The following is a 26461-nucleotide window of genomic DNA, read 5'->3' on the forward strand; positions in this document are numbered from 1 at the left end:
GCTCCAAATATCTCGGGGGTCCGGGGGCAGCGCCCCCGGAGAGGGTCATATCAGTCGCGCAGGCTTTCTTCGCGCAGGCCATCCGCCAGCAGGTTGAGGCCCAGAACAAGGCTCAACAGCGCCAGCGCCGGTGGCAGCGGTGGATGCAGATAGATCGACAACAGCTTACGCCCGTCATTGATCGTGCTGCCCCAGTCCGGGCTTTCCGGCGGCAGCCCCAGCCCGAAGAACCCCAAGGTCCCAAGAAGGATGGTGGTATAGCCGATGCGCAGGCAGAAATCTACGATCAGCGGGCCACGGGCATTGGGCAGGATTTCCCAGAGCATGATGTACCAGGGGCGCTCCCCCCGGGTCTGGGCGGCGGCGACATAGTCGCGGGTTTTGATATCCATGGTCAGGCCGCGCACGATGCGGAACACTGTGGGAGAATTCACAAACACCACGGAGACAAAGACCACCAGTATACCGCCCGGCACGTCAAACAGATCCAGCGGCCAGAAGGTGATCTTCGACCCGGCCTCATTGATCAGCGACAGATAGGCGAGGAGACCGGGGACCAGCACAATGGCCAGCCAGATGGTATTATGTTGCGGGCGGGTGCGAAAGCGTGAATGGATCAGCACCGCAACAAAGATCAGCGGAAAGGCAAAGAGCACCACGGCGATATATTGCGGCAGCCCGGTTTCGATGATCTCCGGCGTGACCAGCAGGTAGAACAGCAGGATCACCGGGAAGGCGAGGATCAGGTTGGCAAGGAAGGACAGAACCGTGTCCCATAGGCCGCCGTAATACCCCGCAGGCAGCCCCAGCGTGATCCCCACCATAAAGGCAAAGAGCGTCGCCAGCGGCGCGATCTGCACCACCACCCAGGCGCCATCTATCAGGCGGCTGAACACATCGCGCGCCAGATTGTCACCGCCAAGCAGATACCAGGCCGCGATGCCTGCATCGGCCTCGGCACCCGGCAGCGGGGTGCCGGGCAGTTTGTTCTTGAGGCCGGAAACCTGCGCCAGCGGGTCATGCGGTGCGATCAGATCCATCGCGCCAAGCACCCCGGTAAAGACCCAGAACATCACCAGTGCAAAGCCGATCATGCCGATGGGGCTGTCAAACAGTTTCCCGTAGAGACCCAGTCGCCGCTTGAAGGTGATGGAGACGGCAAAAAGTGCGATCAATGCACTCCACACCGGCAAGAGCAACTGCGCCATGGCACCAACGATGCCACCGGAGGCGCCGAAGATGACGCCAAACAGAATGTAGATGACGATCAGCACGATCACCGCGAGAAAACTGTAGCGCACGGCGATACCGGCCAGCACATCCGGCGTTGTGGCGAGACTAGCGCTGCGGTGGGCGTTCACCGCCATTGTGGGGCTTGTGGTCACAATGCTGAGCACCAGCCAGGCGATCACAGAGGCGGCAAGCGCCACCAGGGCAAGCATCAGCACAGGGGTGAGAAAAGAGAGGCTCCCGGTCCAGCTGAGAGGGTCCATAGTGCGTTCCTCCTTCAGGAAATCCGGATGCGGGGGTTGAGATAGACATAGCCGATATCGGAGATCAGCTGAGTGAGCAGCACCACGACCACGGAGACCACGGAAATGCCGAGGAGCAGTTCGATGTCATTGTTGCCTGCCGCCTCCACCAGGGCCCAGCCGAAGCCTTTGTAGTTGAACAGCGTCTCCACGATCACCACACCATTCAGCAGCCACGGGAACTGCAGCATGATCACGGTGAAGGGGGCAATCAATGCGTTGCGCAGGGCGTGGCGCATGACAATCTTCGGAAAGCTCACGCCCTTCAGCCGGGCAGTGCGGATATATTGCGCGGTCATCACCTCGGTCATGGAGGCGCGGGTCATCCGGGCGATATAGCCGATCCCATAAAGGGCGATGGTCAGCACCGGCAGGAAGAAATTCTCAAAATTGGCATCGGTCATCGCAGAGGTTGCCGTGCCCTTGAACCATTTGAGCCCCACCGCGGAGGAGGTGAACACCGCAATGAAAATCACGCCGGAGACATATTCCGGGGTGGCGGTAGTCAGGATGGAGGCGGTGGAGAGCGACCGGTCGGTGACCGAGCCTTCGCGCATACCGGCCAGAACACCGATCAGCAGCGCCGAAGGCACCATCAGGATCAGCACCCACATCATCAGGAAGGCGGTATTGCCAAGCCGGGTCTGAATAATGGTCCAGACTTCATCCTTGAACCGGGTGGAATAGCCCCAGTCCCCTTGCAAAACGCCACAGAACGACGGGGCGTCTTCTGCCTCCTCTGCGCTGACAACGCCGGTGATGCAGCGGCCGGTGATCCCCTCATCCGTGGTGGTACGCCAACCGGGGAGTACCCCCAGCCATTGGCCGTATTTTACCGGCATTGGCTGCAGATAGCCGTTTTTGTCCAACCAGCTGGCGACGGCCTCATCCGACATGCGGAAGTTGCCCTCGGTCTTGGCCAGTTTTTCAAGGTTCGGATAGAGGTTGGTCAGAATGAACACGATGAAGGTGAGGCAGAGCGCCGTCAGGATCATCACGCCCGTTCGGCGCAGAATAAAAAGTCCCATGCAAAGTCCTGTTGGCAAAGTCCGGTTGGTCTGCCATGCGCGATCGGAGGCAGCGCAGAGGCTGCGCTAGAGCTGAGGTCCGACGGCGGGTGAGCTGGCGGCTGTGGCAGCTGCGCTGGCAGCATCTGCCCCGGTGACGGGGCAGATGCGGGATAGGTGAGTTGGCAGGATCAGGCCGACCAGCCCCATTTGTAGTGATGATGCTCATAGGAAATGTGCATATCCGCGCCGACGACGCCTTCCCGCATGTGGCGGTAGAGCGAGCGCCAGTAAGGCTGGATGGTCACGCCCTCATCCTGGATGATCGCTTCCATCTTGGCCATGACCTCACGGCGCTTGTCAGCATCCGCAATAGCCAGCGCCTCAGTCAGCAGCTCGTCGAATTCTGCGTTGGACCAGCCAAATTCATTCCAGGCCTCGCCCGAGCGATAGGCCAGCGCGTGGATCTGCACGCCGAGCGGGCGGTGGTTCCAGTTGGTGGAGCTGAATGGGTATTTCACCCAGTCGTTCCAGAAGGTGGAGCCGGGCAGCACTGTGCGTTTGACCTTGAAGCCGGCATCGCGCAACTGCGCTGCGACCGCATCGGTGGTGTTCTTGCGCCAGTCATCGTCAATGGAGATGATTTCATGCTCGAAATCCATCATACCGGCTTCTTCCATCAGAGCCTTTGCCGCGGCAGCGTCGACCTTGCGGGCGGGCAGTTCGGCATATTCGGGATGGATTGGGCCAACATGGTGATTTTCGGCAGTTTCACCGCGGCCACCGTAGCCCAGTTCCAGGCAGACCGCATTATCCACGGCCATGGAAATCGCCTGGCGCACACGTTTATCGGCATAAGGCTGTTTGCCGTCCACTTCCGCCAATTGGTTTGGCCGGACAACGATGGTGGCCATGGTGACAACTTCAGACTTCTGGTATCCAAGCCCATCCATGACGTCGATGAACTCACCCACGGATTCATAAAGCAGATCCACCTCGTCGGATTCCAGTGCTGCTAGCCAGGAAGAGGAATCGGTGCCAAAGTCGATATACTCAATCCGGTCCAGCGCCGGACGACCAAAGACGGCTTCGCCCCACCATGTGTGATCTTCGTTGCGCTCCAGCGTGGCCTTCACGCCGACCTCAAGCTCGGTCAGCTTGTAGGGGCCGGTGCCAACATTGGCCGTGAAATCGTCGGTCTGGAAGCTGGAGTGGACAATGGCGGCGGGATAGTCGGCCATGCCGGGGATCAGCGAGATATCCGAGTTCGGCAGGCTGAGGCGGACGGTGTGGCTGTCCACCACTTCGATTGCACCGTCGCGGGCCTGACCGGAGGCTTCGTCAACCAATGAGCCAAAACGGCCGGCCATGGAGTTGCCTTCCATGCCCTTGTCACACCAGCCAGCGATATTGCGGGCCACATCCTCGGCGGTGAAATCATCGCCATTGTTCCATTTTACGCCTTTGCGGACGTTAAGGGTATAGACCGTGGCGTCTTCATTGATCTCCCAGCTGTCCAGCAACATGCCGGAGAGGGAGCCATCGTTGTTGTATTCGACCAGATATTCCAGCGTGCCGCGGCTCTGGTTGCCCATTTCGGACCAGTCATAGGTGCGCGGGTCTTTCAGTGGCTTCACCAGCATCTGCATGCGCATGGTGCCGCCATCCTGCATATCTCCGGCGGCCTGGACCGGTGCGTCCAGCCCAAGGAGGCCATATGCCGCCACCGAGCTGAGGCCAAGCGCAGTGGCGCGGGCCATGAATTCGCGGCGGTCCATCTTCCCTGCAAGGGTTTCTGACGCATACATCTTTGCTGCCGGGTGCAGATCGGTCCCGGTGGTGGTGTCTTTTGTCATGTGGCTCTCCCTGTTGCACCGCAAGATTTTGTCTTTTGGGACGGCGGGCCAGTCGGATCTGGCGAGTGCCGTTTGTGGTGCTGTGTTCACGATTGTTTCCCCGTATGACCATTCGGCCCCAGAACGCGGGGTAGGTCAATGTAGGTTATCGACCTTTCTTATGTATTTTGCGACATTTTGAATGTCGTTTTTTGATTTTGAGTGCTGAAAGGCCCCTTCGAAAGCCTTAGTACTGGGCATAAGTGCCCAGTGCAATGTCCTGCCATGTCTCCTTTGCCAAGGTGACTCGCGACATGGCTTTGCAGAAAGCGCAGCCTGTCGCGTGCGGGTAGATCCATATTGGTCAAAGGTTGGTTGGATGGTGAAATTCGGCCGACCTGGAGCGGCTGGTGGGAGGCACCAAAATTGCCGGATCAGGCGCTGCGCTTCAGTTTGTCCCGGGCCTGTTTGCGCAGCCGGCTCGGTGTTTCGCCGGTATGCTGGGTGATGAACCGCGTGAAATAGGCCGCACTGCCAAAGCCAAGCGTGGCCGCGATATCGCGCATCGGTAGTTCAGAGGTGATCAGCAGGCTGCGCGCGGCGTGGAGCTGGCGTTCGGTCAGCAGGGCGCCTGCGGTCTTGCCGGTCTCGGATTTGCAGACACGGGTCAGATGGGTGGGCGTCACATTCAGCGCTGCCGCGTGATCCGCCATGCTGGCGTGCTGGGCATAGCATTCGACAATCCGGCCGCAATAGCCCTGCGCAAGTCTCTGGGCCGCGGTGGGTTTGCTGATGGCGCTGTTGCGTGCCGCCATCAGGCGTCGCACATGGATTGCAATCAGCGTGCCATGGGCCTGCATGGCGCGATACCACAGAGCCGGTCGATCCTGCTGCTCGGCCTGCATGGCCTGAAACATGCTGTTGATCACCGCCTGATCCTGCGCGTCCGGGATGCGCAATGTGTCGGCACTGTCAGGGAAATCCATCGGCGTTGAGGCCGGGATTGTCATCACCTGCCCGATACACTGACGGCCCAGTTCCAGCGACCACAACGTGCCAGCAGGTACAAAGATCGCGCTGTTGGGACCAAATCCCCGCTGTTGACCATTCAGAAAAACCCGTCCCTGACCACGGGTGATCCAGATCAGCAAGTTTTCGGTGAGATCATGCGCCAATTCGACCTGCCAAGATCCATCGGGGGTCAGCTGCGACAGCGGTGCGACAGTGATCTCGCCGATATGGGTGGGGTCAAATGGCATAGGATGGATATGGTATGTGCTGCTCGTAATTTTCCGTGCGCGCAAATGGCCATGAAAAACTGATTCTGGCAAGTTTTTGCCGAAAAATGCGTAAGGATTTAGTCGAATCGCAGCCGCCGCATGGGTTTTGAGCAACATTGCGCGCATTCCGCACAGTCAGCGGGACGGATTGTCCAAGCTGTTCGAGGTGAAGCGCCTCTATACGGACAATTTGGCTGAGTGTGCAGCCCAGAGCGAGGCTCGGCCGGGGCGCAGAGTAGCATTGGGCTCGCACTGAGCACGCGGTGGCAGCTAGTCGGGGCGGTGGCAGTGCCAGCCCTTCATCCGGGCGCGGAACCAAGTGCGCTGGCGTTTGGCAAATTGCCGGGTGGCGACCGCCGCACGCTCGCGGGCCTCGTCTTCGGGCAGGTCGCCAAGGTGATGGGCCATCAGTTCCGGCACTCCGATGGCGCGGCAGGCGGGCAGGGTTGGATCATAGCGGTCCTGCATGGCAGCGATCTCCGCCATGGCCCCCATATCCATCATCACATCAAAGCGGCGGCGAATGCGCGCCTCAAGCCAGTCCTTGTCGGTGTCAAAGACAATTCCGGTGCAGTGATCCAGCGGCAACGGCGGCGGTGGCGTGTCTGCCTGCCAGTCGGCCAGCCCGCGCCCGGTTGCGGTCAGCACCTCATAGGCGCGTTGCACACGGGCGCGGTTTTGCAGGTCGATCCGGGCGGCGGTGGTCGCGTCCAGCGCCGCGCACATCTCCGCGAGCGACAGCGTATCGGCCTGCTGACGGACTTCTACCGGGGTGGCGGGTATTTCGGCCAGCCCCTGCGTGAGCGCGGCGAAGTACAGCCCGGTGCCACCGACAATAATCGGGCGCGGGCCGTCGCTGAGCAGCGGCCGCACCTCGCGCAGCCAGTGGCCCACGGAATAGTCGGCATCATAGGGCTGGTGACCATAGAGCAGATGTGGCGCCATCGCCTCTTCCTCAGGCGAGGGGCGGGCGGTGATCACCCGCCAGCAGTCATAGACCTGACTGGCATCGGCATTGACGATCACCCCGCCCTGAGTTTCGGCAATCCGCAGGGCCAGTGCGGATTTGCCGGAGGCGGTTGGCCCGGCGATCAGCACCGGTAGGTGGGCTGGGATCTCTGGCAGCGCGGTCAAGTCGGTCATGCAGGGCGTCCTGTTCTTCGGATGTTCCCCGGCGCGCCGGGCAGAGTAGCAAGGCGGCGCCGAAAAACATGTCAGGCCGCATTGATCCTGCCGCCGATTTGCTTCATTTTGCGCGCAAAGTAACCCCGTCATATTCCGGAGCGCAACATGCCCCTTACCAACGATCAGCCGGAGGCCACGCCGGCGGCAACCTATAAACGTGTCATGCTGAAAATTTCAGGTGAAGCACTGATGGGGGACCAAGGGTATGGTCTGCATCCGCCGACCGTCCAGCGCATTGCCCAGGAAGTGAAATCCGTGCGCGATATGGGCGTGGAGATCTGCATGGTGATCGGCGGCGGCAATATCTTCCGCGGCCTGTCCGGCTCTGCCCAGGGGATGGAGCGGACCACGGCGGATTACATGGGGATGCTGGCCACGGTGATGAATGCGCTGGCGATGCAGTCGGCGCTGGAAGGTTTGGGTGTGTTCACCCGTGTGATCTCCGCCATTCGCATGGATGAGGTGGCCGAGCCCTACATCCGCCGCCGCGCGGTCCGCCACCTGGAGAAAAAACGGGTCTGCATCTTTGCCGCCGGGACCGGCAATCCCTATTTCACCACCGACACCGCCGCGACCCTGCGCGCCAATGAGATGGCCTGTGAGGCGATCTTCATGGGCAAGAACGGCGTCGATGGCGTTTATGACAAGGACCCGGCGCAGCATGATGACGCGGTGCGCTACGATGATATCACCTACGATGAGGTGCTGGCCAAGCGTCTGAAGGTGATGGATGCCTCGGCCATTGCGCTGGCGCGCGACAATAACCTGCCGCTGATGGTGTTCCCCTTGGATGAACCCGGCGGGTTCCGCGGTATTCTGGCCGGGAAGGGCACCTATACCAAGGTGCATGGCTAACACCCCTCTCCATTATTTGAGGGCGCTCAGTCCGGGCCGTACGGCCTGCGGGTGAGACAGAAACGGGCCGTGCGTTTGGATCAATCCAGCGCGCGGCTTTGTTGTGACGGGGGTGTGCCGGGGGCTGAACCAGGCGCCGAGGGCGTGTTTGATGGCAGATCCCTGAGCGCGGCGGGCCATGCGGCGGGGCAGGCCGGCGCTTCAAAACTGCGGCAAGATCGCTATACAACCCCCCGTCAATGTCTTATGAGCAATACAAACACCGCCTCAAGTCAGGGGAGAGCAGAATGTCTGACGATTTTATTCTCGATACCGATGATCTACAGCGCCGCATGGATGGCGCCATGGCCAACCTCAAGACCGAATTTGCGTCGCTGCGGACCGGTCGCGCCTCCGCGTCGATGCTGGAGCCGGTTATGGTGGATGCCTATGGGTCGATGACACCGATCAATCAGGTTGGCACTGTCAATGTGCCCGAGCCGCGTATGGTCACCATCAACGTCTGGGACAAAGGTCTGGTCGGCAAGGTCGAAAAAGCGATCCGCGAATCCGGTCTGGGCATCAACCCGCAGCTCAACGGCACCATCATCATGCTGCCGATCCCCGAGCTGAACGAGGAGCGCCGCCGGGATCTGACCAAAGTGGCCGGCCAATATGCCGAACACGCCCGCGTGTCGATCCGCAATGTGCGTCGCGACGGTATGGACCAGATCAAGAAAGCCAAGGCTGACGGCATGTCTGAGGACGACCAGAAGCTGTGGGAAGGCGAAGTTCAGGAGCTGACCGACAAGATGATCAAGGTCGTTGACGCAGCGCTGGAAACCAAACAAGCCGAAATCATGCAGGTCTGACACCTGCAGATGTCACAGAGCACAGACACCGCCTTGGCGCCGAGTGAGGGCGAGCCTGCCCCGCAACGCGGTCCCAAACATGTGGCCATCATCATGGATGGCAATGGCCGCTGGGCTCAGGCACGGGGCCGTCCGCGGCTGTTCGGCCACCATGCGGGCGCCAAACGCGTCCGTGAGGTGGTGGAATGCTGCCCGGCACTGGGGGTGAAATACCTCACCATTTTTGCCTTCTCGACGGAAAACTGGAAACGCACACAGGTTGAGGTGGCAGGCCTGATGAGCCTGTTCCGGCGCTACATTTCCAAAGAGATGAAGGCGCTGTCGCAGCGCAACGTGCGGGTGCGCTTCATCGGTGACCGGGTTCGGCTGGACAAGAAACTGGTCACGCTGATGGATCAGCTGGAACAGGAAACCGCGTGTAATGACGGCACCCATCTGACTATCGCGCTGAATTACGGCAGCCGCGATGAGGTGGCGCGTGCCACCAAACGGCTGGCCGAAGATGTGGCGGCCGGGCGGCTGAACCCTGCGGATGTGGATGAGGAAACTCTGCCGCGTTATCTTGATACCCATGTGCTGCCGGATCCGGATCTGGTGATCCGCACCAGCGGGGAGGCGCGGATTTCCAACTTCCTGCTGTGGCAGTCGGCCTATGCCGAATATGAATTCATTGATACGCTTTGGCCGGATTTCACTGCTGATGAAATGGACCGGCTGTGTCGCAGCTACGGGCAGCGGGATCGCCGGTTTGGCGCGGTGAAAACATGAGCGGCGCAGGGCGTTGGGCCGACCTTATGCCCCGGCTGATTTCTGCCGTGGTGATGATCCTTGTGGGCGGCTGGGCTGTCTGGCGTGGTGGCGTGGTCTTTGACCTGCTGATCGCGGCGGCCGGTGGTGGCATGATCTGGGAGCTTTTGCGCATGGTTGCGCCGCATCGTCAGGGGGTGGCGCTGCCGCTGGGTGTCCTGTCGATGGGCGCGGTTCTGGCGGCGGCTCTGATGGCGGGCAGCGGGGCCGTGGGTCTGTTGCTGATCCCGGCCATCCTCGGCGCGGTCGCGTTGGATATTCGCCGCGGCATTTACCTTGGCTTTGCGCTTTGGGTGCTGTTCGCCGCCTATGCCTTCATCTGGATGCGCAGCACATTGGGCCTGGACTGGATGGTCTGGCTGATCTCGGTCGTGGTGGCTACGGATGTCGCGGGCTATTTTGCCGGTAAAACCTTTGGCGGGCCGAAATTCTGGCCCCGTGTCAGCCCCAAGAAAACCTGGTCCGGCACCTCTGCCGGCTGGGTCGCGGCGGCGATTGTCGGCGCGATTTTTGCAGCGCAGGCGGGGCTGGGCTTTGGCGTGGTGGTGCTGTCGGTGCTGGTTTCCATGGCGAGCCAGGCCGGTGATGTGGCCGAGAGCGCGCTGAAGCGCAAGATGAGCGTGAAGGATTCCAGCGCGCTGATCCCCGGCCACGGCGGCTTGTTCGACCGGTTTGACGGGATGCTGGGAGCCGCGGCGATGGTGCTTCTGGTGCTCAGCCTTTGGGGTCTGCCCGGCGGGACGATGTAATGCGGAAGATCTCGATTTTCGGGGCCACCGGATCCATTGGTCAGAACACGATTGACCTGATCCGGCGGGCGCCCGGCGATTATGATGTGGTGGCGCTGACTGGTGGCGCCAATATTGCCCGGCTGGCGCAGGATGCGATTGCGCTGAAGGCGGATATCGCTGTCACCGCTTATGATGACCAGCTGCCTGCGCTTGAGGCCGCTTTGGCCGGGTCAGGTGTGGCCGCTGCCGCAGGGCAGGCGGCCCTGGCTGAGGCGGCGGCGCGGCCTGCGGATTGGGTGATGTCGGCCATTGTGGGCGCGGCCGGGCTGGCACCGGGGCTTGAGGCGCTGAAACAGGGCGCCACGCTGGCGCTGGCCAACAAGGAATCGCTGGTTTGCGCGGGGGCGCTGCTGCTGGAGACGGCGCGGCGCCACAAGGCGCGGCTGTTGCCGGTCGATAGTGAGCATTCGGCGGTATTTCAGGGGCTGGTCGGCGAGGATATCTCCGCCGTAGAGCGGGTGGTGATCACCGCCTCTGGCGGGGCATTCCGGGATTGGCCGCAGGAGCAGCTGAAGACAGCCACGGTGGCGCAGGCCTCCTCCCATCCCAATTGGGACATGGGGCAACGGATCACCATCGACAGCGCGTCCATGTTTAACAAGGCGCTGGAAGTTATTGAAACCCGTGAGTTCTTTGGCGTGGCGCCTGAGCAGATCGAGGTTGTCGTTCACCCTGAATCCATCGTTCATGCGCTGGTCGGGTTTCGCGACGGGGCGCTGATGGCGCATCTGGGCGCGCCGGATATGCGCCATGCCATCGGCTATGCGCTGCATTGGCCGGAGCGGCGGGAGCTGCCGGTTGAGCGGCTCGATCTGGCGCGGTTGGCAACGCTCACATTCCGCGCGCCTGACCCGGCACGGTATCCGGCCCTGCAATTGGCCTATGACGTGATGGACCGGGGCGGCCTGATGGGGGCGGTGTTCAACGCCGCCAAGGAGCGCGCGCTGGATCATTTCATCGCCGGGCGCATCGGGTTTCTGGATATGGCGGCGGTGGTCGCGCGGGTGCTGGCGCAGTTTGACAGCGCGGATCGCGGGCTAGATGAGGCAATGACCCTTGATACGGTGAGCCGGACCGACCATCTCACCCGTATGGAAGCCGACAACGCAATTTTAGACTATGTAAGGTAAGCCCTTGGATTTCGTCTCCTTTCTTCCGCAGCTTGGCGGGTATCTCTATGTGATTGCCAGTTTTCTGGTGGCGCTGTCGGTGATTGTCGCTGTGCATGAATATGGCCACTACATCGTCGGGCGCTGGTCCGGGATTCACGCTGAGGTGTTCTCACTGGGGTTTGGCCCGGTGCTGTTCTCCCGCGTCGACAAACGCGGCACCCGCTGGCAGGTGGCGCTGTTGCCGTTTGGCGGCTACGTGAAGTTCCTTGGGGATGCTGATGCGGCCTCGGGCAAGGATGCGGATGCGATGGCAGATGCTGCCGCAGATCCGGTCGCCCTGCGCCGGACCATGCATGGCGCGCCGCTTTGGGCACGGTCGGCAACGGTTGCGGCGGGGCCGGTGTTCAACTTCATCATGTCGGCGCTGATCTTTGCGGGTGTGTTCATGCTGCAAGGCACTATGCGCGATCCGCTGACCGTGGAGCGGCTGGTGCCGCTGCCGGGGCTGCAGACGGGGCTGCGCGAAGGCGACGCGCTGTTGCAGATCGAAGGGGTCGATGTGCCCTCTCTGGAGGACGGTGCCGCCTTTACCGCCTTCCGCGATGCGGTGCCGGAGCAGCAACCGCTGGCCTATACTGTGCTGCGGGATGAGCGGGAGGTCGAGGTCGAAGGCCCGTATCCCTGGCCGCCGCATGTGCGCGGTGTGGCGCCGCGCAGTGCCGCCGCCGATATCGACCTGCAGCCGGGGGATGTGATCACTGCCGTTGATGGCACGCCGATCTTTGCCTTCGATCAGCTGAAACGGGCAGTCGAAAGCGCGGAGGGCAAGGTCCTGCTGCTGGATGTCTGGCGCGCGGGCGAAGAGTTTGAGATGGCGCTGGCACCACGGCGTGTCGATGAGCCACAGCCAGAGGGCGGGTTCGCCACGCGCTGGCGCATGGGGATTGCCGGTGGTCTTGCCTTTGACCCGGCGACGGAGACGGTTGGTGTCGGCGAGGCCCTCGGCGGTGGCGCGGCGCAGGTCTGGGGCGTGGTTGAAATGTCACTCTCTGGGCTGGGGCATATGATCACCGGCGCGATCAGCACCTGTAACCTCTCCGGTCCGATTGGCATTGCTGAGACCTCCGGCGCGATGGCGAGCCAGGGGGCCGAAAGCTTCATCCGGTTTATCGCGGTGCTGTCCACCGCCGTCGGGCTGCTGAATCTGTTCCCGATCCCGGCGCTGGATGGTGGCCACCTGGTGTTCTACGCCTATGAGGCCGTCACCGGGAAACCGCCCAATGACGCGGTGATGCGGATCCTGATGACTGTGGGGATCACTGCTATTCTCAGCCTGATGATGTTTGCGCTCTTTAACGACATCTTCTGCTAAGCGCTTTTTCGCCGACCGGGGATGGCCCGGTTGGCGCTGTGATCCGGGTCCGGATCCTGTGACGGGTTGGCGCGCCCAACTGTCGCCACATTCCTTTGTTAATCCTTTGGTAAGACGCCAGTGGGCAACGGTGTCGCAGAGCGCGGCAAGGTTGTGGCGGATGTGGGATCATTATTGATAGTGGGAGAGTGGACGACATGAGCACCCTGCAGATTACCAATACTGGATTTGGTCTATTTATGCGCCTCAACTGGGATCGCGCCATGTCTGCGGCGACGATTTTGGGCGCGCTTGCAGCCGGTGCCTGGATCGGCAGTCTCTGAGTTTTCAAGCTGTTGTAAGCGATCTGGCGTGTGGGGTGATCCCGCGCGCCTTTTTGTTGTTTTTGACAAGCGCCGATAAACCCGATACGCACGGATTAAGCTGTAAAAAAATCGGGTTTTGACTGATGGTTCGGGGGAAGCACACGGGTACATCCTGTGGGGGGCGCAAATTGGGTGCCCATATTTTGTATAGAAACGTATCTGCCGCGGCGCTGGCAATTGCATTGGGGTTTGTCCTGACGCCAGAGGTCGCAGTGGCGCAGAGCTACAGTTTCACAAACGTTCAGGTCGAGGGCAATCAACGTATCCAGACCTCAACAATTGTGGCCTATACAGGCATTGAACGGGGCAAATCCGTCAGTGCCGGTCAGCTCAATGATGCTTATCAGCGTATTCTCGACAGTGGTGTTTTTGAAACCGTCGAGATCGTGCCGCAGGGCAACACGCTGGTGATCAAGGTGACCGAATTCCCGACCATCAACAAAATCAGCTTTGAAGGCAATCGCCGTATCAAAGATGATGCAATGCTGGCGCTGATAGAATCAGCGCCGCGCCGGGTGTTTAACCCGACAGTTGCCGAACGGGATGCCTCCAACCTCGCGGAAGCTTACGGCGCGCAGGGGCGTCTGGCCTCGACTGTGACACCGCGCATCATCCGGCGCAGCGACAACCGCGTTGATCTGGTGTTCGAAATTTCCGAAGGCGATACCATTGAGGTGGAGCGCGTGTCATTTGTGGGCAACCGGGTCTATTCCGACCGTCGCCTGCGTCGCGTGCTGGAAACCAAACAGGCGGGTCTGCTGCGGACCTTCATTCGGGCGGATACGCTGATTGAAGACCGCCTTGAGTTCGACAAACAGGTTCTGCGCGATTTCTACCTGTCGCGCGGCTATGTGGATGTGCGTATCAACAGCACCAACGCCGAAGTCACCGAAGAACGCGACGCCGCCTTCCTGGTGGTGGATATCACCGAGGGCCAGCAGTTTGAGTTCGGTGAGATCTCGGTCACCAGCGAAATGTCGGAAGCCGACGCTGATGAGTTCCGCAAGGTGCTGAAGGTGCGCCCCGGCGTGACCTATTCCCCAAGCGTTGTTGAAAATGCGATCCGGCGGCTGGAAACCTTTGCCATCCGCAAGGGGATCGATTTCCTGCGGGTGGAGCCGCGCATCAGCCGCAATGATCGGGATCTGACCCTCGATGTCGATTTTGTTCTGACCCGCGGACCACGCGTGTTTGTTGAGCGGATTGATATCGAAGGCAACACAACCACTCTGGACCGGGTGATCCGTCAACAGTTCCGCACAGTTGAAGGCGACCCGTTCAACCCGCGTGAAATCCGCGAGAGCGCAGAACGCATCCGGGCGCTTGGGTTCTTTGAGACCGCAGAAGTAGACGTTCGTGAAGGCGGCAGCGCCGGTGAGGTGGTTGTCGATGTGGACGTCGAAGAGAAACCAACCGGATCGCTGAGCCTTGGCGGGGCCTATTCGGTCAACGATGGTTTCGGCATCAGCCTGGGCCTGTCGGAGAACAACTTCCTTGGCCGTGGCCAGCGTCTGTCGTTCAACATCTCCACTGCGCAGGATAAAGAAGAATATACTCTCGGCTTTACAGAGCCCTACCTGTTGGGTCGCGACCTGCGGTTCGATCTGGATCTGGGCTTTTCGGAGACCGATTCCAGCTTTGCCCTTTATGATACCAAGCGGGCGTTTTTCTCGCCTGCGCTGACCTTCCAGACCTCTGAAAACAGCAATCTTCAGGTGCGCTATACTTGGGATGAGGACGAGATGATCAGCCGGGGCGACGATTCCTCTGGCTTCCCGCTGGCCGGGCCGCTTGTTCGAAGCGAGATCAATCAGGGCGCTATCAACGCCAGCACCATCGGCTTTACCTATACGGTGGACAGCCGGTTGAACGGTCTGGACCCGAATTCGGGGTATTTGATCCAGGTTGGCGCTGACTATGCAGGGCTTGGCGGAGACTCTGAATATCTGCGCAGCACCGCGAAGTTCATCGCCCAGCGGCGTGTCTTCAACGAAGAGGTCACGTTGCGCGCCACCATCGAGGCGGGTGCATTCAGCTGGCAAGGGGACGGGTTCAGCCGCTCCATCGACCGGTTTGTTCTGTCGCCCAGCATCCTGCGCGGTTTTGAACCCGGTGGGATTGGCCCACGGGATCAGTCACCGAACGGAAGCGGCGGAAATTACAACGACTTCCTCGGCGGCAACTACTACGCAGCTGCGCGTTTTGATGCGGAATTCCCGCTGGGCCTGCCCGAAGAGATCGGACTGCGCGGTGGTCTGTTCTATGATGTTGGCAACCTTTGGGGTTTGAACAACGCCGATACCGGCGCTGCCGGTGGCAATATCGTTGGACGCGGCGGCTCTTATCGTCATGTTGTTGGCTTCTCGCTGCTGTGGACCACAGGTTTCGGGCCCTTGCGCTTCAACTTCTCCAAGGCGCTGAAGAAAGAAGACTTCGACCAGGAGCAGAGCTTTGACCTGACACTTCAGGCGCGGTTCTGATCGCAATGACACAAGCTGTGGACACACGGCACAGGGGGGCGCTGGCTGGTTGGCTGGCGCCTTTTCTGCGCGCTCTTGTCGTGCTGCCGTTGATGAGCCTGCCCGGTATCGCGCAGGAGGCGACGGTGCCCGCGGCGGGGTTTCCGATTGGGGAAACACTGCAACTGGGGTCGCCACAGACGGGGCTGTTGACCATCCAGTCCGAGCGGCTCTATGCCGAGAGTGCCTTTGGCCAACGGGTCACGCAGGAGCTGGACGCCGAGGGCGCGGTGCTGACGGCGGAGAACCGCAGGATCGAGGCGGAGCTGCGTGCGGAGGAGCTGGATCTGACGGAGCGGCGCAGCAGTATGGATCCCGAGGCCTTTCGCGCGTTGGCGGATGCCTTTGACAAGAAGGTCCAGGAAACCCGCCGCAATCAGGATCAGAAACTGCGTGATATCAACCAGATGGGCGAAGACGCGCGACGCGATTTCTTCACTGCGTCCTTGCCCGTGCTGCAGCAGATCATGCTGGAAGCGGGCGCCGGGGCCATTCTGGAGCATGCCAGCGTGTTCCTTAGTGCAGATGCGGCGGATGTGACAGATCTGGCGATTGCGCGGGTGAATGAGGTTCTGGGCGATGGTCGCGACAGTCAGTCTGAGGTCGACAGCGAGTGATTTGGAGATCGCAGGTCTGGCAGAGGTCAGATCTGCCCGGACCTGCCCGGCGGCTTGCCGAAGCTGTGGCCACTTGCTAGGACATACCTAACATTCAGAAAACGGGAAAACCGCAATGACAACCGAGCTGAAAAGCGCCGACATTCACCTGATCCAGCGGATTTTGCCGCATCGCTACCCGTTTTTGCTGGTCGATAAGGTCGTCGAGATCGATGGCTATTCCTCGGCCTGTGGCATCAAGAATGTCACTATGAATGAGCCGCATTTTCAGGGCCATTTCCCGGGCACGCCGATCATGCCGGGCGTCACCATCGTTGAGGCGATGGCGCAGACCGCCGGGGTGATGCTGGGCGTTGGCATGGATATGATCGACACCGAGCTTCTGATCTATTTCATGAACATCGACAAATGCAAATTCCGTCGCAAAGTGATCCCCGGGGATGTGTTGGAAATGCGCGTGGAAACCACCCGTGGCAAGCCCGGCGGCAAGATCTTCAAATTCAAGGGCGTCGCGACTGTTGATGGTGAAACGGCGGCAGAGGCGGAATTCTCCGCTATGGTCGACGTGCAAAAGGATTGACCCAGATGAGCCGGATCCACCCCAGCGCGGTGATTGAAGAGGGGGCCAAGATCGGTGCGGATTGCGTCATCGGCCCGTTCTGCCTGATTGGCTCTGATGTCGTGCTTGGCGACCGGGTGGAGCTGAAATCTCACGTTGTGGTGACCGGTGATACCGAGATCGGCGAAGATACAGTTGTGTTTTCCTTCGCCGTTCTGGGGGAGATCCCGCAGGACCTGAAGTTCAAGGGCGAGCGCTGCAAGACCGTGATCGGCAAGCGCAACCGTATCCGTGAGCATGTGACGGTGAACGCCGGCACAGAAGGCGGCGGCGGTGTGACCAAAATCGGCGACGATGGCCTGTTCATGGCCGGCTGTCACATCGCCCATGACGCGCAGGTCGGGGATCGGGTGATCGTTGTGAACTCGGCCGCGGTCGCGGGCCATTGCGTGCTGGAAGATGACGTCATCATCGGCGGTCTGTCTGGCATCCACCAATGGGTGCGGATCGGGCACGGTGCCATCGTTGGGGCCGTCACCATGGTGACCAATGATGTGATTCCCTATGGGTTGGTGCAGGCCCCGCGCGGGGAGCTGGACGGGCTGAACCTTGTCGGGTTGAAACGCCGGGGCGTGCAACGCTCTGATATCACCGCGCTGCGGGCCGCGTTTCAGATGCTGGCACAGGGTGAAGGCACCTTTCAGGAGCGTGCGCGCCGTCTGGGTGCCGAAAGCGACAGTGAATACGTGCAGGAAATCGTCGAATTCATCACCGGTGAGAGCGACCGCTCTTTCCTGACGCCGGGGGGCTGATCACATGCTGGCATTGATTGCAGGGCAGGGCGCATTGCCTGCCGAACTGGCCGCACGCCTGTCTGATCGACCGCTGATCTGCGCGATGCGCGGATCGGAGCCGGATCACATCGAGCCGGAACTGACCTTTCGTCTGGAACAACTCGGCAGTTTTATCGCGCGGTTGGCAGCCTCAGGCGTGACGGAGATCTGCCTTGCGGGGGCGGTGCGTCGTCCGGCGATTGAGCCCGGCGAGATTGACGCCGAGACCCTGCCGCTGGTGCCGGTGCTTCAGGGCGCTCTGGCGGCCGGCGATGACGGCGCGCTGCGGGCCATCATCGGTATCTTTGAACAGGCAGGTATGACCGTGCGCGCCGCTCATGAGGTGGCACCGGATCTGCTGATGGCCGAAGGCATTCCGACCGAGATCAAACCGGGCGAACTGGACAAGCCCGATGCAGAGCGTGGCGCCGAGGTTGTGGACGCCATGAGCCGCGCCGATGTGGGCCAGTCCTGTGCTGTGCGTCGGGGGCAGGCGATTGCGGTGGAGAACCTCTTTGGTACCGATTGGATGCTGAGCGCGCTGCAAAAACGCCCGGATGGCACCGGTGGGCTGTTGTTCAAGGCGCCCAAACCGGGGCAGGACCGCCGCGCAGATCTGCCCACCATCGGCGTGCAGACGGTTGAGCTGGCGGCGAAGGCCGGGCTCTCCGGGATCGTGCTGGAAGCGGGGGGCGTTATTGTCCTGAACCAGGATGATGTGGTGGCCACCTGCAATCGTCTGGGCCTGTTTCTCTGGCTGCGCAGCGCATGAGCCTGCGGGTGTTCATCCTTGCGGGGGAACCTTCGGGTGACCGGCTGGGAGGGGCCCTGATGGCTGGTCTGCGCCAGCTTCGCCCGGATGTCAGTTTCGAGGGGGTGGGCGGCGCGTTGATGGCAGAGCAGGGGCTGGTCTCGCGCTTCGATATGTCGGAATTGTCGGTGATGGGGCTGGCGGAGGTGCTGCCGAAGTACCGTCACCTGAAACGTCGCATTCGTGAAACTGCGGATGCAGTGCTGGACATGAAGCCGGATGTGATGATCACCATCGACAGCCCGGATTTCTCCCTGCGGGTCGCTGGATTGGTGAAAGAGGCCAGCAATATCCGCACGGTGCATTACGTCGCGCCTTCGGTCTGGGCCTGGCGCCCCAAACGGGCACAGAAGATGGCCAAGGTGATCGACCATGTGCTGGCGCTCTTGCCGTTTGAGCCGCCCTATATGCAGGCGGCTGGTATGGAGTGTGATTTTGTTGGCCACCCCGTTGTGGGCGAACCACAGGCATCGGCGGAGGAGATTGCCGGATTTCGCAGTGCCTACCAGCTTGACGATACGCCAACTGTTCTGGCGCTGCCGGGGTCGCGCCGCTCTGAGGTGACACGTCTGGCGCCGGTGTTTGGCGCCGCGCTCAAACAGTTTCAGAACAGTCACCCGGAATACCGGATCGTGGTGCCTGCTGCGGGTCCGGTTGCCGATCTGGTCCGCAGCCATCTGGCGGAATGGTCGGATACGGCGGTGGTGATTGACCCCAATACGCTGGAGCCTGAGGTGGCGAAGGCGCACAAACGCGCAGCTTTCGCAGCGGCGGATCTGGCATTGGCAGCCTCTGGCACCGTCTCGCTGGAGCTGGCGGCGGCGCGCACCCCGATGGTGATCGCCTATAAGTTCCAGTGGCTCACCTGGCACATCATGCGGCGGATGGCACTGATTGATACTGTGACGCTGGTCAATCTGGTCAGCGACACCCGCGTGGTGCCGGAATGCCTTGGCCCTGAGTGCACGCCGGAGGCTATTGCCAAGGCGCTGATCAAAGTGAAGGCGGAGCCGACCGCGCAATCCTCTGCCATGGCCACCACGATGGAGCGGTTGGGTGAGGGCGGCGAAGATCCCGGCCTGCGCGCGGCCCGCGCCGTGTTGGATCGTCTGCCGACGTAGTCCTCCGCCCCGACCTGACGCCTGCCGGATGCAGAGCCGCGCCTGAGGGCAGCTCTGCCCTCAGACACTATCTCGATTTTGTTTTTTAGAGGTGCCTGTCAGTAGCCGCGCCAGATCCAGCCGCCGCCAAAAATACGACTGCCCTCACCGGCGTAGAACACACAGGCCTGACCGGGGGAGATGCCTTCCTCGGGGGTCAGCAGTTCGACCTCCGCCTCGGTCTCCGAAATCGGGCGGATGATGGCGTCACGCGGGGGGCGGGTCGACCGCACCTTGACCTTCAGATGCCATGCGTCGCGGCTGGTGAACGCCTCATCCCCCAGCCAGTTGATCTCGCGCACAGGGATCGTACGGGTGGCCAGCATCTCCTTGGGGCCGACCACCACCTGTTTGGTGTCAACATCCAGCTTCACCACGTAGAGCGGCTCGCTCAGCCCGCCGATGCCAAGACCGCGACGCTGTCCGATGGTGTAGTGAATGACGCCCTCATGGCTGCCCAGCACGCGCCCATCGGCATGGACGATCTGGCCGGGGTCTGCCGCGCCGGGGCGCAGTTTTTCGATCACGCTGGCATAATCGCCATTCGGGACAAAACAGATGTCCTGGCTGTCCGGCTTATCCGCGACGGCCAGACCGTATTGAGACGCCATCTCGCGGGTGGCATCCTTGGACGGCAGATGGCCGAGCGGAAAGCGCAGGTAGTCCAGCTGCTCCGGGGTGGTGGAGAACAGAAAGTAGCTCTGGTCGCGATTGGCGTCTTCGGCGGAGTGCAGCTCCGGCCCGTTTGGGCCGTCCTTGCGCTGGATATAATGGCCGGTGGCCATGCAATCGGCCTCCAGATCGCGGGCCGTTTCCAGCAGATCCTTGAACTTCACCCGTTCGTTACAGCGGATACAGGGCACCGGGGTTGCGCCAGCCAGATAGCTGTCTGCGAACTCATCAATGACCGCATCCTTAAAAATGTTCTCATAATCCAGCACGTAGTGCGGAAAGCCCCGCTCCTCCGCAACGCGGCGGGCATCGTGAATATCGATGCCGGCACAGCAGGCACCTTTCTTCGCAAGCGCCGCGCCATGATCATAAAGTTGCAGGGTCACACCCACCACATCATAGCCCTCATCGGCCAAATGTGCAGCAACAACAGAGCTGTCGACGCCGCCGGACATGGCCACGACCACCCGAGTTTCGGCGGGTGGTTTGGCAAAGCCAAGCGAATTCAGTTGGGGATGTGCATCCTGCGCCATCAGGCGACTCCTCGGATATGTAGGAAAGACACCGCAGAATATAGGAAAATCCTAATGATCCTCAAGGGGGCAGGTTCACCCCTCCTTAAGGCGTTTGCGCGAAATGTGGGGACGGACCAATTTCGATGCTCCACACGAAGGAAGAGAAGATGTTCTTGAAGAAAGTCGATGGCCCCCGCGCTGTCACCCTGCCGGATGGCACGGTGATGACGCGTGCGGATTTGCCGCCAAAGACCACACGGCGTTGGGTCGCGTCGCGCAAGGCAGCAGTCGTGCGTGGTGTGCTCTACGGCTTGATCCCGCAAAGCGAGGCACTGCGCCGATACAGCCTGAGCGAGGAAGAGTTTCGCAGCTGGGTCTCAGCCGTGGCTGATTTCGGGGAGGACGCGCTGAAAGCCACCCGTTTGAAGGACTATCGTAAATCCTGATACAAAAAAATCATTCACACTTGAGGTGATCGCGCAAATTAACCATCATGGTAACGGGCCATTAACTTTTTTCCAGCAAGGTTAATTCGACCTGAGGGAAACAGTGTACAGGCGGAGAAAATAATATGCGCATTCTTCTTGTTGAGGATGATCCAACAACGGCGAAGAGCATTGAGTTGATGCTGACTCATGCGAACCTCAACGTTTATTCGACCGATCTCGGTGAAGAGGGGATCGATCTGGCCAAACTTTATGATTACGATCTGATTTTGCTGGATCTTAATCTGCCCGATATGAATGGCCACGAGGTGCTGCGGCAGCTGCGGATGGCCCGTATCGAGACGCCGATCCTGATCCTGTCCGGTGCCGATGACACCGAGAACAAGATCAAGGGCTTTGGCTTTGGGGCCGATGACTATCTGACGAAACCCTTCCATCGCGAGGAACTGGTGGCCCGTATTCACGCCATCATCCGTCGCTCCAAGGGGCATTCGCAATCGATTATCAATACCGGTAAGATTTCTGTTAACCTTGACGCAAAAACTGTCGAGGTTGGTGGCAAGGCCGTGCATCTGACCGGCAAGGAATATCAGATGCTGGAGCTGCTGAGCCTGCGGAAGGGGACCACCCTGACGAAGGAAATGTTCCTCAACCATCTTTATGGTGGCATGGACGAACCTGAGCTGAAGATCATCGACGTCTTCATCTGCAAGCTGCGCAAGAAACTGAGCACGGCGACGGGCGGTGACAATTACATCGAAACGGTCTGGGGCCGGGGCTATGTGCTGCGCGACCCGCAGGACGATCAGATGTCCGGTGGTCATCGGATGGCGGTAGGAGCCTGAGAGGGCACTTTACCACTCTAGTTTGATACCCGAACGATCCCGCCGCGGCGGGATTTTTCATATCGCGAACCTTGCTGCGGCTGGACGCGATGGCGTCACCGTCCTATCACCTAGCTTAGACAGAGCGAGGCGAGAACCGTGACCCAGTCAGGCAAGAACGATCTTAAGGATTTGACCAGCGACGAGGCGCGCAGCCGATTTCTGGCGTTGCAGGACGAGCTGCGCGCGGCGGATCTTGCCTATCATCAGGCGGATGATCCAGAGATCAGCGACGCCGACTACGACGCCAAGAAACGTGAATATCGCGCACTTGCCGAGCAATTTCCGGAACTGGCAGACGGCGCAACCGCGCTGGAGACGGTTGGTGCGCCGGTGGCCTCCGGCGTTGGCAAGATCACCCATGCGCAGCGGATGATGTCACTGGGCAACGCCTTTGACGATGAGGATGTGCGGGATTTCGACATGGGGTTGCGCAAATACTTAGGCCTCGGCGCCTCGGATCCGCTTGCTTATACGGCGGAGCCGAAAATCGACGGGTTGTCGCTGTCGCTGCGCTATGAGAACGGCAAACTGATCCATGCCGCCACCCGCGGGGATGGCGCAGTGGGGGAAAATGTTACTGAAAATGCCCGCACAATTGCGGATATCCCGCAAGAGATCGGTGCCGCGCCGGCGGTGCTGGAGGTGCGCGGCGAAGTCTATATGAGCCACGAGGATTTCGCGGCACTGAACGATCGCCACGCTGCGCAGGGGGGCAAGACATTTGCCAATCCGCGCAATGCGGCGGCGGGATCGTTGCGCCAGCTGAATGCGGAGATCACCCGGTCGCGGCCCCTTCGGTTCTTTGCCTACAGCTGGGGGGAGCTGTCGGAACCTTTGGCAGAAACGCAGTTTGAGGCGCTCGCGCGGTTACGGGAGATGGGCTTTCAGACCAACCCGCTGACCAAACACTGCACCACAACGCACGCGCTGATCGCGCAATATCGCCTGATTGAGGCACAGCGCGCGACGCTGGGTTATGATATTGACGGTGTGGTCTACAAGGTGGATGCGCTGGCGTTGCAGGCGCGTCTCGGCTTTCGCTCAACCACGCCGCGATGGGCCATCGCGCATAAATTCCCGGCGGAACTGGCGTGGACGCGACTGGACGGCATCGACATTCAGGTGGGACGGACCGGCGCGCTTAGCCCGGTGGCCCGATTGCAGCCGGTCACCGTGGGTGGCGTTGTGGTCTCTAATGCGACCCTGCACAATGAGGACTATATCGCCGGGTTGGATTCGAAGGGCGACGAAATCCGTAACGGCAAGGATATCCGGATCTGCGATTGGGTGCAGGTCTATCGCGCGGGCGATGTGATCCCCAAGATTGCCGATTTAGACCTCTCCAAACGCCCCGAGGACGCGGTGCCTTTTGCCTTCCCTGCGGTGTGCCCTGAATGCGGAAGTGATGCGGTCCGCGAGGAGGGAGACGCGGTGCGCCGATGCACTGGTGGTCTGATCTGCCCGGCGCAAGCGGTTGAAAAGCTGAAGCATTTCGTCTCCCGCAAGGCGTTTGATATCGACGGACTGGGGGCGAAGCAGATCGAAGCCTTCTACGGTGACGAGGTGCTGGCGATCAAAACCCCTGCCGATATCTTTACCCTTCAGGCGCGGGATGCAAAGACGCTCGCCAAGTTGAAAAACCGCGATGGCTGGGGCGAGACCTCGGCTGCGAATCTCTTTGCCGCGATTGAGGAAAAGCGCAGGATTGAGCTGGCACGGCTGATCTTTGGCCTTGGGATCCGTCATGTGGGCGAGGTCGGCGCGCGCGATCTGGCACTGCATTATGGCGACTGGGACGCGATGGCTGCGGCGGTGGATATAGCGCGTCCAGCCGCCCTGGCGCAGCGGGCGGCGGATGAGGCGGAGGACCGTGAACGGATCGCGGCCGCGCAGGAGGGACGCCGCGCCCGGATCAAGGAAGCACGCGACCGCGCCATCGCCGCGCTGAACGTGCCGTCCGAGGCCCGCGCGGCATGGGACGACCTGACAGGAATTGACGGAATTGGCGCCACGCTTGGGCTGTCGCTGTCCGATGCCTTTGCCAATACGGAAGAACGGGCGGCTTTTGATGCGCTGCGCGGCCATCTGGACATCATTCCGCCAGAGGCGCCCCAGAATGACAGTCCCGTCACCGGGCTGACAGTGGTGTTCACCGGCACATTGGAGAAGATGACCCGCGCAGAGGCCAAGGCCCGCGCCGAAGGTCTGGGTGCCAAAGTGGCGGGCTCGGTATCAAAGAAAACCGATATTCTGGTCGCAGGCCCCGGTGCCGGGTCCAAGGAGCAGAAAGCCCGCGATTTGGGGGTGCGGATCCTGGATGAGGACGGCTGGCTGGAGCTGATTGCAGGCGCATGAGCGGCAGACCAGAGATCCTGTTTCCACTATTCGCCGGCTTGGAAACCTTACAGGGGATCGGCCCGAAGACGGCGCAGCATTTCGCGCAGATCGATATAGAAACGCCGCGTGACCTGTTGTATTCGCTGCCTTATTCGATTGTGGATCGCCGCCGCCGCGACAGTATTCGCGGACTTGATTACCCCACGGTTGCCACGGTGGAGGTCACCATCGGTGCCCATCGGCCTGCGCGCAACAAGGGCGGTGCCTACCGCATCCATGTGAGCGATGCGGAGGAAGAGTTCCAGCTGGTGTTCTTCCATGGGCGCAGCCGCTATCTGGAGGCGCAGCTGCCGGAGGGCGCGCGCCGGGTGGTGTCGGGCAAGCTGGAGCTGTTTGATGGGATGGCACAGATGGTGCATCCCGATCACATGGTGCCGGTGGCAGAGACGGGTGATATCCCGGAGTTTGAGCCAGTCTATCATCTGACCCATGGGGTCTCGCAAAAGACGATGTTCAAGGCAGCGCAAAGCGCGCTGTCGCGGCTGCCGGAGCTTCAGGAATGGGCGGATCCCTCGCAGATCCGACAGGAGGAGTGGCCGACCTGGCAGGAAGCGCTGATTGCCGCCCATACGCCGGATGGTATGGATGCGCTGGCGGCAGAATCGCCGGGGCGGACACGGCTGGCCTATGATGAGCTGTTTGCCCATCAGTTGACGCTGGCGCTGGCGCGGCTGCGGGATCGTGGACTGCCTGGGCGCAGCAGTCTGGCCAATGGCAGTTTGCAATCGCGGGTGCTGGCGGCCTTACCGTATCGTCCGACGGGCGCACAGGCCCGCGCCATTGATGAAATCACCGCCGATATGGCGCGGGACGCGCGCATGAACCGCCTGCTGCAGGGCGATGTCGGCGCCGGGAAAACTCTGGTTGCTTTCATAGCCTTGCTTGTCGCAGTTGAAGCGGGCGGGCAGGGCGTGATGATGGCGCCAACCGAGATTTTGGCCCGTCAGCATCTGGAGGCGCTGCGCCCGCTTGCGGAAACTGCTGGCGTGGTGCTGGAGATTCTGACCGGCCGTGACAAAGGTCGGGAACGGGCTGCGAAATGCGCGGCGCTGGCGCGGGGGGATATCCAAATTCTGGTGGGCACCCATGCGGTGTTTCAGGCAGATGTGGCGTTCCGGGATCTGCGTCTGGCGATTGTCGATGAACAGCACCGGTTTGGTGTGCGCCAGCGCATGGAACTGGCGGAAAAGGGCAAGGGGGCCGATGTTCTGGTGATGACCGCAACGCCGATCCCGCGATCGTTGGCCCTGACGCAGTACGGCGATATGGATGTGTCGGTGCTGGACGAAAAGCCACCCGGGCGTAAGCCGGTGAAAACCGCCGTCATCAGCACGGAGCGCATGCAGGAGGTGGTCAGCCACCTGCGCCGGGCAATCGACGAAGGGCGGCAATGCTATTGGGTCTGCCCTCTGGTCGAAGAATCCGAAGTGATGGACCTCACTGCCGCCGAAGAGCGGTTCAAGCAACTGCGCGCCGTGTTGGGGGACGATGTGGTTGGGCTGGTCCACGGGCAGATGCCACCCGCAGAGAAAGACGCGGCGATGGCGGCGTTTCAGGCCGGGGAGACCAAGGTGCTGGTGGCGACCACAGTGATTGAGGTGGGCGTCAACGTGCCCAATGCCTCGATCATGGTGATTGAGCGGGCAGAGATCTTTGGCCTGGCGCAGCTGCACCAGCTGCGTGGACGTGTCGGACGCGGGGAGGCGGCCTCGACCTGTCTTCTGCTGTACCAAGCGCCGCTCAGCAAGGGCGGGCAGAAACGCCTGGAGATCCTGCGCGAGACCGAGGATGGCTTTCGCATTGCCGAGACCGATCTGGAGATGCGGGGTGCGGGGGATGTCATCGGCACCGCGCAATCGGGTTTGCCGCGATTCCGTATCGCCGATCTGGATCGGCAGGCGGGTCTGATGGCAGTGGCGCAAAGTGATGCGCGGGCCTTGCTGGCCTCTGATCCTGATCTGTCCAGCCCACGAGGGCAGGCGGCGCGGGTTCTTCTGTGGTTGATGAAGCAGGACCAAGCAATTCGTTTGATTTCTGTGGGTTAATCTCGTCC

Annotated in this window: 23 protein-coding genes; 17 read left to right on the top strand and 6 right to left on the bottom strand. The window is 61.1% G+C overall.

Annotated elements, in window-relative coordinates:
* Positions 1 to 50: 50 nt before the first annotated feature.
* From phaeop14_RS06570 to miaA, 5 genes are all read right to left on the bottom strand, one after another.
* Positions 51 to 1493: an ABC transporter permease gene (locus phaeop14_RS06570; protein ID WP_096789082.1), complete on the bottom strand. Its 1443-nt coding sequence runs from the start codon at positions 1491 to 1493 to the stop codon at positions 51 to 53.
* A 14-nt stretch (positions 1494 to 1507) separates the two neighbouring features.
* Positions 1508 to 2560, bottom strand: a complete 1053-nt coding sequence (locus tag phaeop14_RS06575) for an ABC transporter permease (protein WP_096789083.1) — start codon at positions 2558 to 2560, stop codon at positions 1508 to 1510.
* Positions 2561 to 2730: 170 nt separating this feature from the next.
* A complete protein-coding gene (locus phaeop14_RS06580) occupies positions 2731 to 4395 on the bottom strand; it encodes an ABC transporter substrate-binding protein (protein ID WP_096789084.1) in 1665 nt (554 codons plus the stop codon).
* 413 nt (positions 4396 to 4808) lie between these two features.
* Entirely contained in the window at positions 4809 to 5633 is an 825-nt protein-coding gene (locus phaeop14_RS06585) for an AraC family transcriptional regulator (protein WP_040168915.1), read from the bottom strand.
* 291 nt (positions 5634 to 5924) lie between these two features.
* Positions 5925 to 6797: a tRNA (adenosine(37)-N6)-dimethylallyltransferase MiaA gene (gene miaA, locus phaeop14_RS06590; protein ID WP_096789085.1), complete on the bottom strand. Its 873-nt coding sequence runs from the start codon at positions 6795 to 6797 to the stop codon at positions 5925 to 5927.
* A gap of 147 nt (positions 6798 to 6944) precedes the next feature.
* Here miaA and pyrH point away from each other — a divergent pair, with 147 nt between their 5' ends.
* The 13 genes from pyrH (at position 6945) to lpxB (ending at position 19452) form a co-directional block, all read left to right on the top strand.
* Positions 6945 to 7694: a UMP kinase gene (gene pyrH / locus phaeop14_RS06595; protein WP_040168918.1), complete on the top strand. Its 750-nt coding sequence runs from the start codon at positions 6945 to 6947 to the stop codon at positions 7692 to 7694.
* Between the two features lie 287 nt (positions 7695 to 7981).
* Positions 7982 to 8545, top strand: a complete 564-nt coding sequence (gene frr, locus phaeop14_RS06600) for a ribosome recycling factor (RefSeq protein WP_014874537.1) — start codon at positions 7982 to 7984, stop codon at positions 8543 to 8545.
* 9 nt (positions 8546 to 8554) lie between these two features.
* Entirely contained in the window at positions 8555 to 9313 is a 759-nt protein-coding gene (locus phaeop14_RS06605; RefSeq protein WP_096789086.1) for an isoprenyl transferase, read from the top strand.
* The gene (locus phaeop14_RS06610; protein WP_096789087.1) at positions 9310 to 10101 is read left to right on the top strand and encodes a phosphatidate cytidylyltransferase; all 792 of its coding nucleotides are present in this window, start codon (positions 9310 to 9312) and stop codon (positions 10099 to 10101) included. Before phaeop14_RS06605 ends, phaeop14_RS06610 begins: the two co-directional genes overlap by 4 nt.
* The gene (dxr, locus tag phaeop14_RS06615) at positions 10101 to 11273 is read left to right on the top strand and encodes a 1-deoxy-D-xylulose-5-phosphate reductoisomerase (protein ID WP_096789088.1); all 1173 of its coding nucleotides are present in this window, start codon (positions 10101 to 10103) and stop codon (positions 11271 to 11273) included. The genes phaeop14_RS06610 and dxr overlap by 1 nt, the downstream gene beginning before the upstream one ends.
* 4 nt (positions 11274 to 11277) lie before the next feature.
* On the top strand, positions 11278 to 12627 hold the full coding sequence (gene rseP / locus phaeop14_RS06620; RefSeq protein ID WP_096789089.1) for an RIP metalloprotease RseP: 1350 nt from the start codon (positions 11278 to 11280) through the stop codon (positions 12625 to 12627).
* A 197-nt stretch (positions 12628 to 12824) separates the two neighbouring features.
* On the top strand, positions 12825 to 12950 hold the full coding sequence (locus tag phaeop14_RS19965) for a hypothetical protein (protein ID WP_255352585.1): 126 nt from the start codon (positions 12825 to 12827) through the stop codon (positions 12948 to 12950).
* A 125-nt stretch (positions 12951 to 13075) separates the two neighbouring features.
* Entirely contained in the window at positions 13076 to 15472 is a 2397-nt protein-coding gene (gene bamA / locus phaeop14_RS06625; RefSeq protein WP_040168926.1) for an outer membrane protein assembly factor BamA, read from the top strand.
* A gap of 5 nt (positions 15473 to 15477) precedes the next feature.
* Positions 15478 to 16128: an OmpH/Skp family outer membrane protein gene (locus tag phaeop14_RS06630; RefSeq protein WP_040168928.1), complete on the top strand. Its 651-nt coding sequence runs from the start codon at positions 15478 to 15480 to the stop codon at positions 16126 to 16128.
* Positions 16129 to 16243: 115 nt separating this feature from the next.
* Positions 16244 to 16708 carry a 3-hydroxyacyl-ACP dehydratase FabZ gene (gene fabZ / locus phaeop14_RS06635; protein ID WP_024097392.1) on the top strand — a complete coding sequence of 155 codons (465 nt, stop codon included), beginning with the start codon at positions 16244 to 16246 and terminating at the stop codon, positions 16706 to 16708.
* A gap of 5 nt (positions 16709 to 16713) precedes the next feature.
* Positions 16714 to 17499, top strand: a complete 786-nt coding sequence (gene lpxA, locus phaeop14_RS06640; protein WP_040178372.1) for an acyl-ACP--UDP-N-acetylglucosamine O-acyltransferase — start codon at positions 16714 to 16716, stop codon at positions 17497 to 17499.
* A 4-nt stretch (positions 17500 to 17503) separates the two neighbouring features.
* A complete protein-coding gene (locus phaeop14_RS06645) occupies positions 17504 to 18292 on the top strand; it encodes an LpxI family protein (protein WP_040168931.1) in 789 nt (262 codons plus the stop codon).
* Positions 18289 to 19452: a lipid-A-disaccharide synthase gene (gene lpxB, locus phaeop14_RS06650; protein ID WP_096789090.1), complete on the top strand. Its 1164-nt coding sequence runs from the start codon at positions 18289 to 18291 to the stop codon at positions 19450 to 19452. Before phaeop14_RS06645 ends, lpxB begins: the two co-directional genes overlap by 4 nt.
* A 98-nt stretch (positions 19453 to 19550) precedes the next feature.
* Here the strand turns inward: lpxB and mnmA are convergent, their stop codons facing one another.
* A complete protein-coding gene (gene mnmA / locus phaeop14_RS06655; protein ID WP_040168934.1) occupies positions 19551 to 20696 on the bottom strand; it encodes a tRNA 2-thiouridine(34) synthase MnmA in 1146 nt (381 codons plus the stop codon).
* A 149-nt stretch (positions 20697 to 20845) separates the two neighbouring features.
* Between mnmA and sciP the strand changes: the two genes are divergently transcribed.
* The 4 genes from sciP (at position 20846) to recG (ending at position 26453) form a co-directional block, all read left to right on the top strand.
* Positions 20846 to 21124, top strand: coding sequence for a CtrA inhibitor SciP (sciP, locus tag phaeop14_RS06660; protein WP_040104126.1), 279 nt, complete (start codon positions 20846 to 20848; stop codon positions 21122 to 21124).
* 125 nt (positions 21125 to 21249) lie between these two features.
* On the top strand, positions 21250 to 21969 hold the full coding sequence (gene ctrA / locus phaeop14_RS06665) for a response regulator transcription factor CtrA (RefSeq protein ID WP_014874550.1): 720 nt from the start codon (positions 21250 to 21252) through the stop codon (positions 21967 to 21969).
* Between the two features lie 138 nt (positions 21970 to 22107).
* Positions 22108 to 24366 (top strand): NAD-dependent DNA ligase LigA, encoded by a 2259-nt coding sequence (ligA, locus tag phaeop14_RS06670; RefSeq protein WP_096789091.1) that lies wholly within the window; start codon positions 22108 to 22110, stop codon positions 24364 to 24366.
* Complete coding sequence (recG, locus tag phaeop14_RS06675) at positions 24363 to 26453, top strand: ATP-dependent DNA helicase RecG (RefSeq protein WP_096789092.1); 2091 nt, start codon at positions 24363 to 24365, stop codon at positions 26451 to 26453. The genes ligA and recG overlap by 4 nt, the downstream gene beginning before the upstream one ends.
* The last annotated feature ends 8 nt before the right edge of the window (positions 26454 to 26461 follow it).

Source organism: Phaeobacter piscinae, from assembly GCF_002407245.1.
Taxonomy (GTDB): Bacteria; Pseudomonadota; Alphaproteobacteria; order Rhodobacterales; family Rhodobacteraceae; genus Phaeobacter; species Phaeobacter piscinae.